Consider the following 16,266-nt stretch of genomic DNA (forward strand, 5'->3'; position numbering starts at 1 on the left):
AAAGGAGATAGGAAATGACGAAATCGCGCCCACTTTTATTAGTAATTGATGTGCAAAAAGGGTTTAATCACGCTGCATGGGGATCTCGTAATAACAAGCACGCTGAAACAAATATGTTGAAACTAATCCAAACGTGGAGGCATAAAGATTACCCAATCATTCATGTACAACATGCTTCACAAAACCCAGATTCTCCTTTGCATCCAAGTACGCCTGGTTTTCAATTTAAAGATGGATTTGGTCCAATTGAGGATGAATACTTAATTCGCAAGCAACAGAATAGCTGTTTTATAGGAACAGAGCTTGATAATTACTTAAAATCCAATGGCTATGACACGCTTGTCCTAGTCGGATTAACGACGAATCATTGTGTATCCACAACTGCTCGAATGGCTGGCAACCTAGGATATCGCACATACGTTGTGCATGATGCTACTGCATGCTTTGAATTAGCCGCTTATGATCGCACTGCACACTTTGAAGCAGAAGTTGTTCATCAACTATCACTCTCATCTCTTCATGGAGAGTTCGCTACAGTTGTATCAACAGATGATGTGATGCAAGTTGTAAAATCGTTTGAGATGCAAGAGCTTAAAAAGTAAAAATACACATACATGTTATGTAGCAGCTGAGCTCATATAGTCGGCTTTTTTTATTGCAATTTTTAGTAGAGCTAGTAAAATGAAAGAATATTGTCACATAAAGGAGTTTTCACCATGGTCATCATTCGACAAGCAAAGCAAGAAGATTTAGCAAGTCTCGTTGATATTTACAATCAATCTGTTCTACAAAGTGCTGCTACATTTGATTTAAGTCCAGTCTCTATTGAAGATCGCCAAAGCTGGTTTCATACTCATCAAGACCCACAATTTCCACTCATTGTTGCAGAAAAAGATGGCGTAGTCGCAGGGTATGCTTCTTTATCTACTTACCGTGAGAAAGAGGCCTATAAACGCACAACAGAAATCTCGATTTATGTCGATGGAAATCAACAAGGGCATGGACTTGGCAAAAAGTTAATGATAGCCATTCTAGACCTTGCTAAACAATTAAACTATCATGTGGTGATTGCTGGGATTACAAAAGGAAATGATAAAAGTATTAAAATGCACAAACAATTTGGATTTACGTTCTGTGGAGAATTTAGAGAAGTTGGGTACAAGTTTGATCAATGGCATGATGTTCTCTTCTACCAATTAGTCTTTAACAATTAAAAATGATACATGCACAAAACCCTGTTTCCTTAGAAAGAAGACAGGGTTTTTAATCATTTTAACGCTATATTTTCTCTTATAACGAATTAAACATCATTTTTTATTAGAATTTTCTGATATTTATATTGACAACGCTTACATATATTGGTTAAGATTTCCTTGTATAAAAACAAGCAGTTATAAGGGGGAGTTTGAGTGAATTCGCTTTGGTTAGCCATTATTGGAATGATTGTATTCGCACTTGGTTACCGCTATTATTCAAAATTTATAGCGGAGAAGATTTATCGTCTGGATCCTAATTTTGTAACACCTGCTCATCAATTTGAAGATGGTGTAGATTTTGTGCCCACAAAAAAGGTTGTTTTGTGGGGACATCACTTTTCGTCCGTTGCGGGTGCTTCTCCCATCATTGGTCCAGCTATTGCCGTCTACTGGGGGTGGTTACCAGCATTTTTATGGGTCATCCTAGGCACAGTATTTGCAGCGGGGGTACACGATTTTGGAACTCTTGTCTTATCAGTTCGAAATAAAGGTCAGTCGATCGGAACGATTACAAACCGATTAATTGGACGACGTGCCAAGTTGCTTTTTCTTTTCATTATTCTCATTCTTGTATTAATGGTTAACGCTGTATTTGCATGGGTTATCTCAAATCTTTTTGTTCAGTTTCCAGCCGCTGTATTGCCAATCTTCATTGAGATTCCGTTAGCTATTTGGATTGGATATGCTGTATACAAAGGAAAAAGAGAGATGCTCATTCCTTCCGTTATTGCACTTATTATTATGTATGGAACTGCTGTTTTAAGCAGTAAAATACCAGCTCTTCAAATTGACTTAGTCAGCTATTTTGGTGGAGCGGAGAACACTGTACTATTTGGTTTAAACGGTGTATCAATGGCCTTTTTTGTCTGGATTGTGATTTTAATGATTTACTGTTACATTGCCTCTACCTTACCAGTTTGGAAACTACTACAACCTCGCGATTACATAAATTCTCATCAATTAGTTGTTGGACTTGTGATGCTTTATGCAGGCTTGTTATTCTTACGTCCAGAGATTACAGCACCTATGACAAATAGTGATGCAAATGACGTTTCATGGTTTCCTCTATTGTTTATTACAATTGCTTGCGGTGCGATTTCAGGATTTCATGGCCTCGTCGCTTCAGGTACATCTTCAAAGCAATTGGATAAAGAAACCGATGCACGCTTCGTAGGATATTTAGGTTCAGTTGGAGAAGGTGTCCTTGCCTTAATCTCCATTATTGCAGTCACAACTGTGTTTGCAACGGCAGCTGACTTTAAAGAAGCATATGGTAGTTTTGCTGCAGCAAGTGCAGGTGGGATGGGGAACTTCATTAATGGAGCCGCTCAATTAGCAACCGGTATTTTTATTCCTGCGGATATTGCTCGAACAATTGTTACTGTTATTGTAGTCAGCTTTGCAGCGACAAGCTTGGATACATCTGTTCGTCTTATGCGTTACATCATCTCTGAAATTGGTAGCGAGTACAACTTCAAGCCATTAACTAAAACACATGTGGCGACATCAGTTGCCGTCTTTACGAGTGCAGCACTTGTTCTTATCCCTAAAGGTCCAAATGGATTTGGTTCAGGTGGATACTTACTATGGCCACTTTTCGGTACGAGTAATCAGCTTCTTGCTGGCATTAGTTTACTACTTATTTCTATTTGGCTGAAACGTCAAGGCCGAAACTTCCTTGTCACATTCATTCCAATGGTCTTTGTACTGACCATGACTGTTTGGGCAATGGTTCAACAAGTTGTCTTTCAATGGTCAGGTATCGGTGACACAGATGCGAACATGCTTTTATTCATACTTGGAGGGATGATCTTAGCCTTCGTCTTTTGGATTTTACTTGAAGCATTTGCTGTATTCTCAAAAAAAGAACCGACACCACCAGTTGATTCGAACATGTAGCCTCACATAACCTAACGATCCTTTGGCTACTTAATAGTCAAGGGATCTTGTTTCACCAACTTGAAAAGGAGCATTACAAATGGACTTGTTACAGAAAATGAAACAAATGATTCATATTTATGATGAAATTTTAAAACAACCACACCGAACAGAAATAGCAAGAGAGTTAAGAGATGAAGAAGATTTATTTATTTTACTTTGCTTTTCAGAAATGCTTGGACTCCCCAATCCTGCCTTTTATTACACACTTGAATTATATCCGCTCATTATTGAACGTTTTCACGAATGGCATGTACGTATGGGAATCGAAAAGTCACCGCTTGATGGAATTCGCTGTTGCTAAAAGGAGGGAATAACATGGAGATATTACATAAGAAAATTATTTTTGTTGGTGGAAAAGGTGGCGTAGGAAAGTCAACGACAGCCTCCTCAATTGCTTATCTTTTATCAACAAAAGGAAAACGCGTATTATTAGTGTCTACAGATCCTGCTCATAACATTGGAGATGTTTTTCATGTACAGCCAAAAGAAGATATTGTCTCCATTCAGCCTAATCTAGATTTACTTGAAATTGATTCAACAAAAGAATCAAAACGCTACATTTCTACTGTAAAAGATAATCTAAGAGGATTGGTAAAAGCAACAATGATCGATGAAGTGAACCGACAAATTGACCTTGCAAGTGCTTCTCCTGGAGCGGATGAGGCCGCGTTATTTGATCGCATTACATCGCTTATCCTATCAGAGCGTCATCATTACGACACCATTGTATTTGATACAGCACCAACCGGACACACCATTCGTCTTTTGACCCTTCCGGAGCTTATGAATGTTTGGATTAATGGCTTGCTAGATCGGCGCAAAAAGGTACAAGATCATTACAGCCAACTTTTAAATGACGGTGAACCAATTGAAGATCCAATCTATGAGAAATTACAAGAGCGCAAAAAGAAATTTACAGCAGTAAGAGACGTGTTGCTTGATTTATCACTAACAGGATACACCTTTGTATTAAATGCTGAGAGATTACCGATCTTAGAAACAAAAAAAGCAGTTCAGACATTAGCTCATCACCATATTCATGTTTCTACCATTATTGTCAACAAAGTGATTCCTTCTCATGCAGACGGTTCATTCATGCATAAAAGGCGTGAGTGTGAGCAGCCATATCTAGATGAAATTCAAGCGACATTTACAGCACAACAAGTGATTTCATTGCCGCTATTTGAGCACGACATCTCAACGTTTAATCACTTACAAACATTTTCTTCAATCGTAGATAATCAGTTTTCTGTCTATTCGAATTAACAGACAATGATTGACTTTTTGTTTCTAGTTTCGTAGTATGTAAGGAATATTTATTATTATTTTAATTGAGATATAGTTTGAAATTGTTTAAATGTTTTTAAAAATAATCCTATACATCTTGTAACATTATTCCATCTAGTTATACAATAGAGATAAATATTTATAAGCTAACAGCAAGGAGATATAGCCATGAAAGATTACACAATCGATATTACACTAAGCGAAACACGAAAAGAGAAACCAGTAGCTGAACAACTTCAGTTCGGAAAAACATTTACAGATCATATGTTCATTATGGACTATACAGCAGGAAAAGGGTGGCATGATGCGCGTATTGTTCCGTATCAACCGTTGATTTTAGATCCTGCTGCGATGGTTTTTCACTACGGACAATCTGTATTTGAAGGATTAAAAGCATATGTAACAAAAGACGAAGAAGTTCTTTTATTTAGACCTGACAAAAACATGGAGCGTTTAAATCGTTCAAACGATCGTTTATGTATTCCTAGAATTGATGAAGAGTTTGCAATTGAGGCGTTAAAACAGTTGATTTCTGTTGATCGTGATTGGATTCCGACTGCAGAAGGCACTTCTCTTTACATTCGTCCATTCGTTATCTCAACAGAACCATTTTTAGGAGTTGCACCATCTAGTCGTTATCAATTTATTATCATTTTATCACCTGTAGGATCTTACTATAAAGAAGGCATTTCCCCAGTTAAAATTGCGGTAGAAAGTGAATTTGTTCGAGCAGTATTAGGTGGAACAGGTACAGCTAAAACAGGTGGAAACTATGCAGCTAGCTTAAAGGCACAACAGGTTTCAAGTGAAAAAGGTTACTCACAAGTTTTGTGGTTAGACGGCGTAGAGCGCAAATACATTGAAGAAGTAGGAAGCATGAATATCTTCTTTAAAATCAATGGAGAAGTGGTAACACCTGCGTTAAATGGAAGTATTTTAGAAGGCGTTACGCGAAACTCTATTTTAAACTTACTGAAGCACTGGGACGTTCCTGTCGTAGAACGCCGCATTTCGATTGATGAAGTGTATGAAGCAGCTAAAAAAGGTCAATTAGAAGAAGCATTCGGAACGGGAACAGCAGCCGTTATTTCACCAATTGGGGAACTATTTATGAAAGAAGAGGAATTAATCATTAATAATGGTCAAACGGGTGAATTATCGAAAAAGTTGTATGACACACTAACAGGCATTCAAACAGGAAAAGCAATTGATCCGTTTGGTTGGGTCATAAAAGTAAATTAAACTTGATGTGACATAAGGGAAAGAGGTAGTATGTAAAAAACAGTACTACCTCTTTTTAATTTCAAATAGAAAGATTGTGAAACAATGCGTCATTTGTTCAAAACGAAAGATGAAATCAAAAACTACTTTTCACCCATTGCTTATGAGCGAGGGTTTGTTTATTATCGGCGAGGACGAGTGAGAGATATTGAATATGATTTTAAGCATCATACGTGGTTTGCTACCGTTTTAGGTAGTGAACCATATGAAGTATCGATTGAATTAGAAGGTGATTCATTTGTGTCAGAGTGCACGTGTCTTGCATTTGAGCAGTTTCGAGAATGCAAACACGAAGTAGCAGCTTTGTTAGAAATTTACGACCGTGAAACAATGAATCATTCAACCTCTACATATAAGAATGAAAGTAAAACACAAGCCGTTACTCATTTTATAAACTTGTTTACAGGCTATCAACAAAACATAATCGAAGCTCGACATACTCACGATAAAACACCCTTAAAGGTAGAATTCATTTGCAAGTCGTATTCATCTTCATTCATGCGTTCACATGGGAATTTTCTTGTGATGGAAATCAAAGTTGGCGCAGAGCGTACGTATGTTGTAAAAAATATGAAAGAATTTTTACGCAAAGTACGAGACAAACACCCGCATGAATTTACGAAGAAATTCACATATGATCCTGCGGAGCATTATTTTGTTAAGGAAGATCAAGAAGTCATTGATATGCTACAAGAATTAGTGAAAACAGAGAGCTTTTACCGAACTAGTTCATTAAATAGTTGGAATGATGTCAAAGTAAATGAACGAGAGTTGATGATTCCATCGGTGATCACAAAAACATTGCTCCTTAAAGCAAACGAGCGACTATTTACGTTTAGCGATGAAGGGGAAGAATACGAACGTATCCATTTTTCGCAAGGTGAGTTACCTTTTTCGTTTCGATTTGATAAAAGCGCTGGAAGCGAATTTGAACTAAATCTCAGCGAGTTACATGATGTTTCATTCTTTGATCGCTACGGGTTACTTTTTTACAAAGGAGTCTTTTATGAGTTATCAAACGAACAAAAGCTACTGTTAGAAGGATTACGTAAAAGTGCACCGATTGCTCATGTTCTTCCTATTTCAGAAGAACAGATGAGTGGGTTTTTATCGCATGTGTTACCTGGATTAAAAAAAGTTGGAAAAGTAACCCTTTCAGAAGAGGTTTCTAACCAAATGATGCAACCTCCACTTAAGGTGAAGTTATTTGTAGATGACGAATATGGACAATTATTGGCGAGATTAGAATATCACTATGATGATATTATCATCCATCCATTTGGAACGACAAACGATGAAAAGTATGAAAAGATTCTTATTCGTGATACTGAGAAAGAACAAGAAGTCATGTCACTGATTGAAAGTGCTCCTATTAAAATTCGGCAAAATCAACTGTACGTTGAAGAAAATGAAGAGTCGATTTATGAGTTTCTTTTTCATATTGTGCCGAAGTTGCAACAACTTGCAGACGTGTACATCACTGATTCTGTGCAAATGTATGATTTAGATCAACAATCGACTCCTATTACATCAATTGATGTTCAATCAAACGGTCGATTGTTAGACATTAGTTTTGATTTACATGATATTGATCAAGAAAACATTCACAATATTCTACAGTCTGTTGTGGAAAAGAAACACTATCATCGCTTATCGAATGGTGCATTCGTTTCGCTTGAAGGGGAAGAGTTTCGAAATATTCAAAAGCTTCTATCAGAATTACATGTAAGTCCAGCTGATTTGATGAATAATTCAATGCAAGTACCGCTTTATCGAGGCGCACAAATTGAAGAAATCATGGGGCGCAAAACAAAAGTGAGTAAGGCGTTTAAGCAACTTCTTCAACATTTAAAACATCCTGAGGAACTGGATTTTGATTTACCAAGTACGTTACAAGCTTCCTTACGTGATTATCAACAAACAGGTTTTCAATGGTTTAAAGGACTGTCTCATTACTCGTTAGGTGGTATATTAGCAGATGATATGGGGCTTGGAAAAACGCTTCAAAGCATTGCCTATATTTTATCAGAGAAAAAGGAACATGCCCCTAATCAGCCTTTTCTAGTCGTGTCACCTGCATCACTTTTGTATAATTGGAAAAGCGAATTAGAGCGATTTGCACCAGAGCTGCGTGTTCAACTTGTCGTCGGGACTCCGAAAGAGCGAGAAGAACTGCTAACAAGCCAACCTCTACCTGATGTGCTCATTACCTCTTATCCAACGTTAAGACAAGATATTGATCTGTACCAATCTTTAACGTTTCACAGTATGATTTTAGATGAAGCGCAAATGATTAAAAATCATGCGACAAAAACATCAGAAGCCGTTCGTCTTATTCAGTCTGAAAAAACATTTGCGTTAAGTGGTACACCGATTGAAAACTCTCTTGATGAACTATGGGCCATTTTTCAAACGGTTCTACCTGGATTGCTTCCTCATCAAAAAGCATTTAAAGGCTATTCGAATGAACAGATAAGCCGTATGGTGAAGCCATTTATTTTACGTCGCGTCAAAAAAGAAGTATTAAAAGAATTACCTGATAAAATTGAAACAAATCATTTATCGGAGTTAACGAAAACGCAAAAAGAGCTTTATGTCGCCTATTTAGAAAAAGTAAAAACTTCTCTCGTTTCAGGAGACTTTAATCGAAATCGGATGAAGATTTTAGCGGGACTTACAAGACTTCGCCAAATTTGTTGTCATCCATCGCTTTTTGTTGAAGGATATGAAGGTGAATCCAGTAAGTTAGAGCAACTAATGGATATTACAGAAAATGCGGTTGCGAATGGAAAACGTCTATTAATTTTTTCCCAATTTACAAGTATGCTTCATATTATACGTAATCACCTTACTCAAAAAGGATTATCGTTCTTTTATTTAGATGGGCAAACACCTTCTCAACAACGTGTCGAAATGGCTAATCGTTTTAACGAAGGCGAACACGATATTTTCCTGATTTCTTTAAAAGCAGGTGGAACGGGATTAAACTTAACGGGTGCTGATACTGTAATCTTGTATGATTTATGGTGGAATCCAGCCATAGAAGAGCAAGCCGCTGGCAGAGCTCATCGAATGGGACAAAAAAATGTCGTTCAAGTTATTAAATTAATTGCTCAAGGAACGATTGAAGAACGTATTTATGAGCTTCAGCAAAAGAAAAAAGAATTGATTGAACAAGTCATCCAACCAGGCGAAACTATGCTAACAAGTCTTTCTGAACAAGACATTAAATATTTATTAAACGTGTAATATCAACGCTCCTTGCCCCCAAACTAGGTAAGGGGCGTTTTGGTTATAAACGGTTTAGTTAGTAGCCCTCCATAAAAAAGGATAGATTTGTAAAAATGAAAGCGTTACAATATAATCAGTAAGCCAATTGAAAAGGGGGATTATATGACAAACCTACAGGATTTAGGTTACGGCATTTCACTAATTGATATATTGGATTTGAGTAAGGAGCAACGAACAGGTGCCTATATTATTCACGAAGATGATCTAACTATCGTAGAAACGAGCGCAAGTCCGTCTATTCCTTACTTACTAAAAGGATTAGAAGCGTTAAACATTCATCCATCCGAAGTGAAAAACATCATTGTGACTCATATTCATTTAGACCATGCGGGTGGCGCGGGACTTCTCTTAAAACATTGTCCAAATGCTAATGTTATCGTTCATCCTAAAGGAAAGCGGCATTTATCGGATCCTTCACGTCTTATTCAAGGTGCTCGAGCAGTATATGGAGCGCAATTTGATGAGCTATTTGATCCAATTGTACCGATTCCTGAAGATCGGTTAATCGCGGTAGAAAATGAGCAAACAATTCAAATCGGGGAAAATCGAGCGTTACAATTCCTTCATACACCAGGGCATGCTAATCACCATTTGTCCATTTATGATTCAACAAGTAGTGGAATCTTTACAGGTGATACAATCGGTGTCTATTATCCACAACTACGTTCTCAAGGACTAGAATTTTACTTACCATCTACGTCACCTAATCAATTTAACCCTAAAGCCATGCTAACGTCAGCCGCTCTTATGGAGCAACTAAAGATTGAACGTATTTATTTTGGTCATTACGGCAAATCTGAAAATCCTCATCTTGTTTTTAAACAGCTTAGAAACTGGCTTCCAATCTTTATTCAAACGGCAGAGCAAGTTGTTTATTCAAATAGCGACCTGTCATTTGAACAGCAAGCAGCCATGCTTTCGACCGAATTATTCAACCAAGTGCATTCATATCTTACAGACAAACACATTGAACTGTCCTCGGATGTACGAGAAATTATCGAGTTAGATCTTTCTGTTTGTGCGATGGGGCTAGTTGATTATTTAGCAAAAAGACAAGTAACTGTATAACCTTTTGCAGCAAATAAACATTCACTTGAGTTAGAATCATTTGCTTTTCGAGTATGATTTTGGTTATAGTAGGGAAGATAACGAGTAGACAAGCTTATGAGGATAACTTGAGCTACGAGAGGAGACTTCCAAATGGAAAAGATTGAAGTAGGCGAAATTTTTACAATTGAAGATGAAAACGAACAAGAGCATGATGTCGAAGTACTTGGTGTATTAACAATCGAAGGTACAGACTATGTAGCGGTGGCTTTCTCTGAAGAATTGTTAATCGAAACAGAAGATGACATTGACATTTTCTTTTTAAAGGTTGATTCAGACGGTGAATTAACTGCTGTTGAAAGCGATGAAGAATTTGAGAAAGTATCTGCTGCTTTTGACCACATTTTAGATGAAGAATAATGGTATGTAGAGGTTAGCCTAGGCTAACCTTTTTTATTTCTTAGTTTTAATAGTAGTAGCCTGGATAGCCATATCCGTATCCATAATAAGGGTAACCATATCCATATCCATAATACGGTGGTCTTAATAATGCTCCTGTTAGTAATCCAACTCCTAATCCGCCAAGAAATGGACCTCCAAAGAATGGACGACCGAATCCATAGCCAAACGGACGACCAAATCCAAATGGTCTGCCAAACCCAAATGGTCGACCAAATCCAAACCCTCCAAATCCGCCAAATGGTCGACCAAATCCAAACCCTCCAAATCCGCCAAATGGTCGACCAAAAATACGCTCATCCTGTTCTACTCCATATTGTTCAAAAAGTACATTCTGATTCATTCCTTGTTCCTCCCTTTAATAGAGTTCTATGAAAGTATATGCGCATTCGTCTAAAACGTCGTGGGCATTTTCCCTGACTTTTATTAAAACATGGCTATTTTCACTTTAACGATTCGAAATAGGACCAATGACATAAAAATGTAATAAAATTCTCGCTATCTTCTAAGAAAGATAATGGTATAATGTTTTATATTGTTATTATTGCATCTATTTTCCTATTATAATCAAGAATTGAATCATTTTTTCTAGATTAAAAGATAGAAATAGTGTTGGAGGATTTCAGAAATGAAAAAGAAAATTATCATAACCACGACTTTTTTATTAGGATTAGGAAGTCTAGTCAGCCATTCTGCTGGATCTGCAGAATCGCTTTCAAATATGAATCGTAAAAAAGAAGAAGTTCAGCAACAACTCACGGAAACCAAAACGAATATTGATCTTGCCGAACAGGAGATTCTGCGCCTTCAACAAGAGCAATCAACGATGATTCAACAAATGAAACGCCTCGAATTAGCGATGGAAGCGAATCAAGCTCAAATACAAGAAACAGAAAAGCACATTCAACAATTATCAACTGAAATTGAATTACTACAACAAGAAATTACAATGTTACAAGGCAAAATCGAGGCACGTCATGAACTTTTAAATGAGCGTGTCAAATCTCTTCATGAAAATGGAGGGAATGTTGCATACATTGATGTATTATTAGGCTCTTCAAGCTTTAGCAATTTTATTGAACGAGCATTTGCAGTGACTGCAATTGCAGACGCAGATAAACAGCTAATTCAACAAACACAAGTCAATCAACAACAGTTACAGAGTAAACAAGTAAAAGTAGAGAAGAAACTCGAAGAAATGCAACATATAAAAATTGAGCTGGATGAAATGATGGCTCAATTAATGGATCAAAAATTACAAAAAGACGAGATGATGTCTCAATTAACAGTCGCAGAAACAGAGAAAGTAAATGTACAACTGACATTAAAAGAAAAAGAAACAGCATTGGCAGAAAGAGCAGCAGCTATTGACGGAGAAATCAAAGAAGAGTTAAAACGAATTGAGAAAGAAAAAGAAATAAAGCATCAAGTGGTAAAGGATGTTCAAGATATTCCTTTGACGTATAACGGCGATGCTAGTGATGTTGTCACAGTTGGAAACAGGTGGATTGGAAACTCCGCATATGTATTCGGTGGAGGGCGTAACTCGTATGACATTGCAAATGGGTTATTTGACTGCTCCGCGTTTGTTCACTGGGCGTATTCACAAGTTGGGATTAAGCTAGGACCACTTTCATCTGTTAGTACGGAAACATTAAAACATGTTGGGACAAGCGTTTCTGTTAGTGACATGAAGCCAGGTGACCTTGTGTTTTTTGACACCTATAAGAAAGACGGGCATGTAGGTATTTACGTAGGAAACGGAAAGTTTATTGGTTCACAAAGTTCAACAGGTGTCGCGATTGCCGATATGACAAAGGGATATTACAAGAAAAAGTTTAATGGTCGTGTTAAGAGAATTTAAGAAATGGACAAGCTAGTCTGATACTTACAAGCTATGTTGAAAGAGAATTGTTTTTCTCCTCTCTTTAACATAGCTTTTTTCATAATTGTCATTGTGTATGTTGAGTGCTATACTGACGTATGCGAAATAAAATGAGGCAATTTGCATGATATTACAAGAAAAAAGGTGTTTAAGATGAAAACGTGTATTGTTATCGGAGGAGGTATTTTAGGTGCATCGACTGCTTATCACCTAGCCAAATCCGGCGTTCAGGTTACAGTAATCGATCGATTTGATAAAGGACAAGCAACTGATGCTGCAGCAGGCATTGTCTGTCCTTGGTTGTCACAACGTCGTAATCAAGCTTGGTATCAGCTTGTAAAAAATGGAGCGCGTTATTACCCTTCATTAATTGAACAACTAGAGGAAGATGGTGAACATGATACAGGCTATAAACGCGTAGGGACTCTTTGTTTACATACGGATATAGAGAAATTAGAAAAGATGGCAGAGCGCGCCCGAAAAAGACGGGAAGATGCTCCAGAGATTGGGGAGATTACTATACTCTCAGCATCAGAAACAAACCAACTCTTTCCTCCGCTTTCTCATGAGTATCGTTCTGTATATGTAAGCGGAGGCGCTCGAGTAAATGGAAGAGCGCTTCGTCAAGCGCTTATAAGTGGAGCTAAAAAGCACGGTGCGAAAATTTTACAAGGAGATGCTAAACTTATCTGTAAAGAAGATGTAGTAATTGGTGTTCGCATGGGGCAACAAGTATTCAATGCTGATTATGTAGTTGTAACAGGAGGTGCTTGGTCAAAACAATTGCTAGAACCACTAGGCATTACTTTCTCTGTGACACCACAAAAAGCACAAATTGTTCATTTAGAATTAGCCGATGAACAGACAGATGACTGGCCAGTAGTGATGCCGCCTAATAATCAATATCTTCTATCATTCGGAGAGGGACGAATTGTAGTAGGAGCGACTCACGAAGATGAAGCTGGATTTGATGAGCGCGTAACAGCAGGAGGCGTAAATGAAATTCTAGGAAAAGCACTTGAGGTTGCACCTGGGTTAACAGAGGCAACCTTAGTGGAGACACGAGTAGGCTTTCGTCCATTTACACCTGGTTTCTTACCAGTTATTGGTCAAGTAGCCACTGTCTCTAACCTCTTTGTCGCCAATGGATTAGGCGCATCAGGTTTAACTAGCGGCCCGTTCTTAGGAGCTGAAATGGCAAGACTTATTCTAAACCAACAAACAGAGCTCGACCTTAGCCCTTACGATGTGAATCAAGCCATTAAACAAAACTAAATCTTTAATGACGCCCAAATCAGCTCTCAGTTTTACTGATTTGGGCGTTGTTTTGTTTAATGAATGCTGTACTGCCGATGACACACCACTTCCGAAACTGGTGGTTATTCCTCGAATAGCTACCTATACTTTTTGAACTTACTGACAAAGGTTCACCTAAGTGATTGATCGTAACTCGAAGATGGCTGTCAATCACTTTCTAAAGTATCATTTATTAAATTTTCAGAATAATAGTTGAATAATTTGGTAGAAGTTGTATACTAATAATTAACCAACATACCAACCGGTCAGTTAGTTTGGTGTAAATGATGAAAGGACTGATACATATGGATTTTTCTTACTCACCGAAAGTAAAAGAACTTCAGCAAAAACTACATCGGTTCATGGAAGAACACATTTATCCAAATGAAAAACGTTACGAACAACAATTGAATGAACAAAAAAGTAGGTGGAGTGACGTTCCTCCTATTATGGAAGAGCTAAAGCAAAAAGCTAAAGCGCAAGGACTATGGAATTTATTCTTACCTGACAGCGAATACGGAGCAGGGCTAACAAACATTGAATATGCACCGCTTTGCGAAATTATGGGACGCTCTCTTATTGCTCCAGAAGTGTTTAACTGCAATGCACCTGATACAGGAAACATGGAAGTGTTAGTGCGTTATGGTACAGAAGAGCAAAAAGAACAATGGCTTTTTCCTTTATTAAATGGAGACATTCGCTCTTGCTTTTCAATGACAGAGCCACATGTTGCTTCAGCAGATGCGACCAATATTGAAACTGATATTCGAAAAGATGGAAACGAATACGTCATTAATGGGCGAAAGTGGTGGTCGTCAGGTGCAGGTGATCCACGATGTAAAATTTCTATTTTAATGGGAAAGACGGATAAACACGCAGATCGTTATGAACAACAATCCATGATTTTAGTTCCTTTTGATACACCAGGGGTGAAAGTAGAACGAATGCTGCCTGTGTTTGGCTACGACCATGCTCCACACGGACATGCAGAAATGACCTTTGAAAACGTTCGTGTTCCTGCTGAAAATATCATATGGGGAGATGGAAAAGGATTTGCCATTGCACAAGGTCGGTTAGGTCCAGGGCGTATCCACCATTGTATGCGATTAATCGGAGCTGCAGAGCGTGCACTTGAAGAATTATGTAAGCGTGTTCAAAATCGTGAAACTTTCGGTAAATCACTCTCTAATCAAGGTGTCATTAAAGAATGGATTGCTGATTCACGTATTGAGATTGAACAAGCGAGACTATTAACGTTAAAAGCGGCTTATATGATGGATACGGTCGGTAACAAACAAGCGAAAGCAGAGATTGCGATGATTAAAGTGGTGGCTCCTTCTATGGCGTTACGCGTACTAGATCGAGCGATTCAAGCATTTGGCGGAGCCGGTGTTTCAGATGATTTTCCACTTGCTGCGCAATGGGCAAATGCACGAACATTACGCATTGCTGATGGACCGGATGAAGTACACCGTGCCCAACTTGCCAAACTAGAACTTCAAAAGCAAAAAGATAGCCTTTACTCATTACATTAAGAAAGTGAGGGATTGTAGATGAATGTATTACAATTGTTTGATTTAACAGGCAAAACCGCCATTGTTACGGGTGGTGGCCGAGGTTTAGGTGCTCAAATTGCGCAAGGATTTGCAGAAGCAGGGGCAAATGTTGTCCTTTGTTCGCGAAAAGTAGAAGCTTGTCAGGAAGTAGCAACCGAACTTGAGAAATTAGGCGTTCAGACGTTAGCGTTAAAATGTGACGTTGCAAATACCGAGGATGTTCGTTACGTAGTAAAAGAAACAAAAAAGACATTTGGAACAATCGATATTTTAGTTAACAATAGTGGCGCAACATGGGGAGCCCCTGTTACAGACATGCCTTTAGAAGCATGGCAAAAAGTAATCGATGTAAATGTAACAGGAACATTTTTAATGAGTCAAGAAGTTGGGAAAGTCATGATTGAACAGCAAGGAGGCAAAATTATTAACATTGCATCTGTCGCTGGATTAGGTGGAACAGATCCAAGATTTATGGATACAATCGGCTACAATACGAGTAAAGGAGCCGTTATTACGTTTACAAAAGATTTAGCTGCTAAATGGGGGCAGTACAACATTAACGTAAACGCCCTTGCACCTGGTTTTTTCCCAACAAAAATGTCAAAAGGAATCATCGAACATGGCAAAGATTCCATCCTACACCGTACACCGCTTCAACGATTTGGAAATGATGATGACTTAAAAGGAGCCGCTCTATTTTTAGCTTCCAATGCATCAAATTATGTAACGGGTGATGTACTAGTTGTAGACGGTGGCGTTCACACAATGTAATACCGAACACTCATCAAGGCATACTCTCATTTAACTGATACACGGAGGGATGAAAATGAGTAAAAAGAAAACATGGTTGGAACATTATCCTCCGATCATCTCAAAGGAAATTAACTTCCGAAAACAAGTGTTGGTAAAATTTCACGAAGAGTATTAAGAGATAAAGAACATCAAGTGTAAAATGTCTAACTTCTAT

14 protein-coding genes are annotated in these 16,266 nt (G+C 38.0%); 13 read left to right on the forward strand and 1 reads right to left on the reverse strand.

Annotated features, from left to right (window positions below; all coding sequences use genetic code 11):
• The first annotated feature begins 14 nt into the window (after positions 1–14).
• From DIS06_RS11045 to DIS06_RS11085, 9 genes are all read left to right on the forward strand, one after another.
• Entirely contained in the window at positions 15–602 is a 588-nt protein-coding gene (locus DIS06_RS11045; protein WP_110113328.1) for a cysteine hydrolase family protein, read from the forward strand.
• Positions 603–716: 114 nt separating this feature from the next.
• Positions 717–1,214, forward strand: a complete 498-nt coding sequence (locus DIS06_RS11050; RefSeq protein ID WP_110113329.1) for a GNAT family N-acetyltransferase — start codon at positions 717–719, stop codon at positions 1,212–1,214.
• 195 nt (positions 1,215–1,409) lie between these two features.
• Positions 1,410–3,155, forward strand: coding sequence for a carbon starvation CstA family protein (locus DIS06_RS11055; RefSeq protein WP_110113330.1), 1,746 nt, complete (start codon positions 1,410–1,412; stop codon positions 3,153–3,155).
• 79 nt (positions 3,156–3,234) lie between these two features.
• Entirely contained in the window at positions 3,235–3,498 is a 264-nt protein-coding gene (locus tag DIS06_RS11060) for a cory-CC-star protein (RefSeq protein ID WP_110113331.1), read from the forward strand.
• 14 nt (positions 3,499–3,512) lie between these two features.
• Positions 3,513–4,463, forward strand: coding sequence for an ArsA family ATPase (locus DIS06_RS11065; RefSeq protein ID WP_110113332.1), 951 nt, complete (start codon positions 3,513–3,515; stop codon positions 4,461–4,463).
• 189 nt (positions 4,464–4,652) lie between these two features.
• On the forward strand, positions 4,653–5,726 hold the full coding sequence (locus tag DIS06_RS11070; RefSeq protein ID WP_110113333.1) for a branched-chain amino acid aminotransferase: 1,074 nt from the start codon (positions 4,653–4,655) through the stop codon (positions 5,724–5,726).
• Between the two features lie 84 nt (positions 5,727–5,810).
• Positions 5,811–9,014 carry a DEAD/DEAH box helicase gene (locus tag DIS06_RS11075; protein WP_110113334.1) on the forward strand — a complete coding sequence of 1,068 codons (3,204 nt, stop codon included), beginning with the start codon at positions 5,811–5,813 and terminating at the stop codon, positions 9,012–9,014.
• A gap of 144 nt (positions 9,015–9,158) precedes the next feature.
• Positions 9,159–10,124 carry an MBL fold metallo-hydrolase gene (locus DIS06_RS11080; protein ID WP_110113335.1) on the forward strand — a complete coding sequence of 322 codons (966 nt, stop codon included), beginning with the start codon at positions 9,159–9,161 and terminating at the stop codon, positions 10,122–10,124.
• A gap of 132 nt (positions 10,125–10,256) precedes the next feature.
• A complete protein-coding gene (locus DIS06_RS11085; protein ID WP_110113336.1) occupies positions 10,257–10,523 on the forward strand; it encodes a DUF1292 domain-containing protein in 267 nt (88 codons plus the stop codon).
• Between the two features lie 46 nt (positions 10,524–10,569).
• On the opposite strand, the gene DIS06_RS11090 is transcribed toward DIS06_RS11085, so the two are convergent.
• Entirely contained in the window at positions 10,570–10,905 is a 336-nt protein-coding gene (locus DIS06_RS11090; RefSeq protein ID WP_204166787.1) for a hypothetical protein, read from the reverse strand.
• Positions 10,906–11,190: 285 nt separating this feature from the next.
• Here DIS06_RS11090 and DIS06_RS11095 point away from each other — a divergent pair, with 285 nt between their 5' ends.
• The 4 genes from DIS06_RS11095 to DIS06_RS11110 all read left to right on the forward strand — a co-directional run bounded on the left by DIS06_RS11095 (position 11,191) and on the right by DIS06_RS11110 (position 16,070).
• The gene (locus DIS06_RS11095; RefSeq protein WP_110113337.1) at positions 11,191–12,426 is read left to right on the forward strand and encodes a C40 family peptidase; all 1,236 of its coding nucleotides are present in this window, start codon (positions 11,191–11,193) and stop codon (positions 12,424–12,426) included.
• 174 nt (positions 12,427–12,600) lie between these two features.
• Entirely contained in the window at positions 12,601–13,722 is a 1,122-nt protein-coding gene (locus DIS06_RS11100) for an NAD(P)/FAD-dependent oxidoreductase (RefSeq protein ID WP_110113338.1), read from the forward strand.
• Positions 13,723–14,048: 326 nt separating this feature from the next.
• Entirely contained in the window at positions 14,049–15,278 is a 1,230-nt protein-coding gene (locus tag DIS06_RS11105) for an acyl-CoA dehydrogenase (protein ID WP_110113339.1), read from the forward strand.
• An 18-nt stretch (positions 15,279–15,296) separates the two neighbouring features.
• Positions 15,297–16,070, forward strand: coding sequence for an SDR family oxidoreductase (locus tag DIS06_RS11110; protein ID WP_110113340.1), 774 nt, complete (start codon positions 15,297–15,299; stop codon positions 16,068–16,070).
• Positions 16,071–16,266: the final 196 nt, after the last annotated feature.

The sequence above is a fragment of the Bacillus sp. CGMCC 1.16541 genome (assembly GCF_003184905.1).
GTDB lineage: Bacteria > Bacillota > Bacilli > Bacillales > Bacillaceae_H > Priestia.

Coding starts and splice junctions, on each gene's coding strand:
- DIS06_RS11045 (WP_110113328.1), top strand. CDS start 15: ATGACGAAATCGCGCCCACTTTTATTAGTAATTGATGTGCAAAAAGGG.
- DIS06_RS11050 (WP_110113329.1), top strand. CDS start 717: ATGGTCATCATTCGACAAGCAAAGCAAGAAGATTTAGCAAGTCTCGTT.
- DIS06_RS11060 (WP_110113331.1), top strand. CDS start 3,235: ATGGACTTGTTACAGAAAATGAAACAAATGATTCATATTTATGATGAA.
- DIS06_RS11065 (WP_110113332.1), top strand. CDS start 3,513: ATGGAGATATTACATAAGAAAATTATTTTTGTTGGTGGAAAAGGTGGC.
- DIS06_RS11070 (WP_110113333.1), top strand. CDS start 4,653: ATGAAAGATTACACAATCGATATTACACTAAGCGAAACACGAAAAGAG.
- DIS06_RS11075 (WP_110113334.1), top strand. CDS start 5,811: ATGCGTCATTTGTTCAAAACGAAAGATGAAATCAAAAACTACTTTTCA.
- DIS06_RS11080 (WP_110113335.1), top strand. CDS start 9,159: ATGACAAACCTACAGGATTTAGGTTACGGCATTTCACTAATTGATATA.
- DIS06_RS11085 (WP_110113336.1), top strand. CDS start 10,257: ATGGAAAAGATTGAAGTAGGCGAAATTTTTACAATTGAAGATGAAAAC.
- DIS06_RS11090 (WP_204166787.1), bottom strand. CDS start 10,905: ATGAATCAGAATGTACTTTTTGAACAATATGGAGTAGAACAGGATGAG.
- DIS06_RS11095 (WP_110113337.1), top strand. CDS start 11,191: ATGAAAAAGAAAATTATCATAACCACGACTTTTTTATTAGGATTAGGA.
- DIS06_RS11100 (WP_110113338.1), top strand. CDS start 12,601: ATGAAAACGTGTATTGTTATCGGAGGAGGTATTTTAGGTGCATCGACT.
- DIS06_RS11105 (WP_110113339.1), top strand. CDS start 14,049: ATGGATTTTTCTTACTCACCGAAAGTAAAAGAACTTCAGCAAAAACTA.
- DIS06_RS11110 (WP_110113340.1), top strand. CDS start 15,297: ATGAATGTATTACAATTGTTTGATTTAACAGGCAAAACCGCCATTGTT.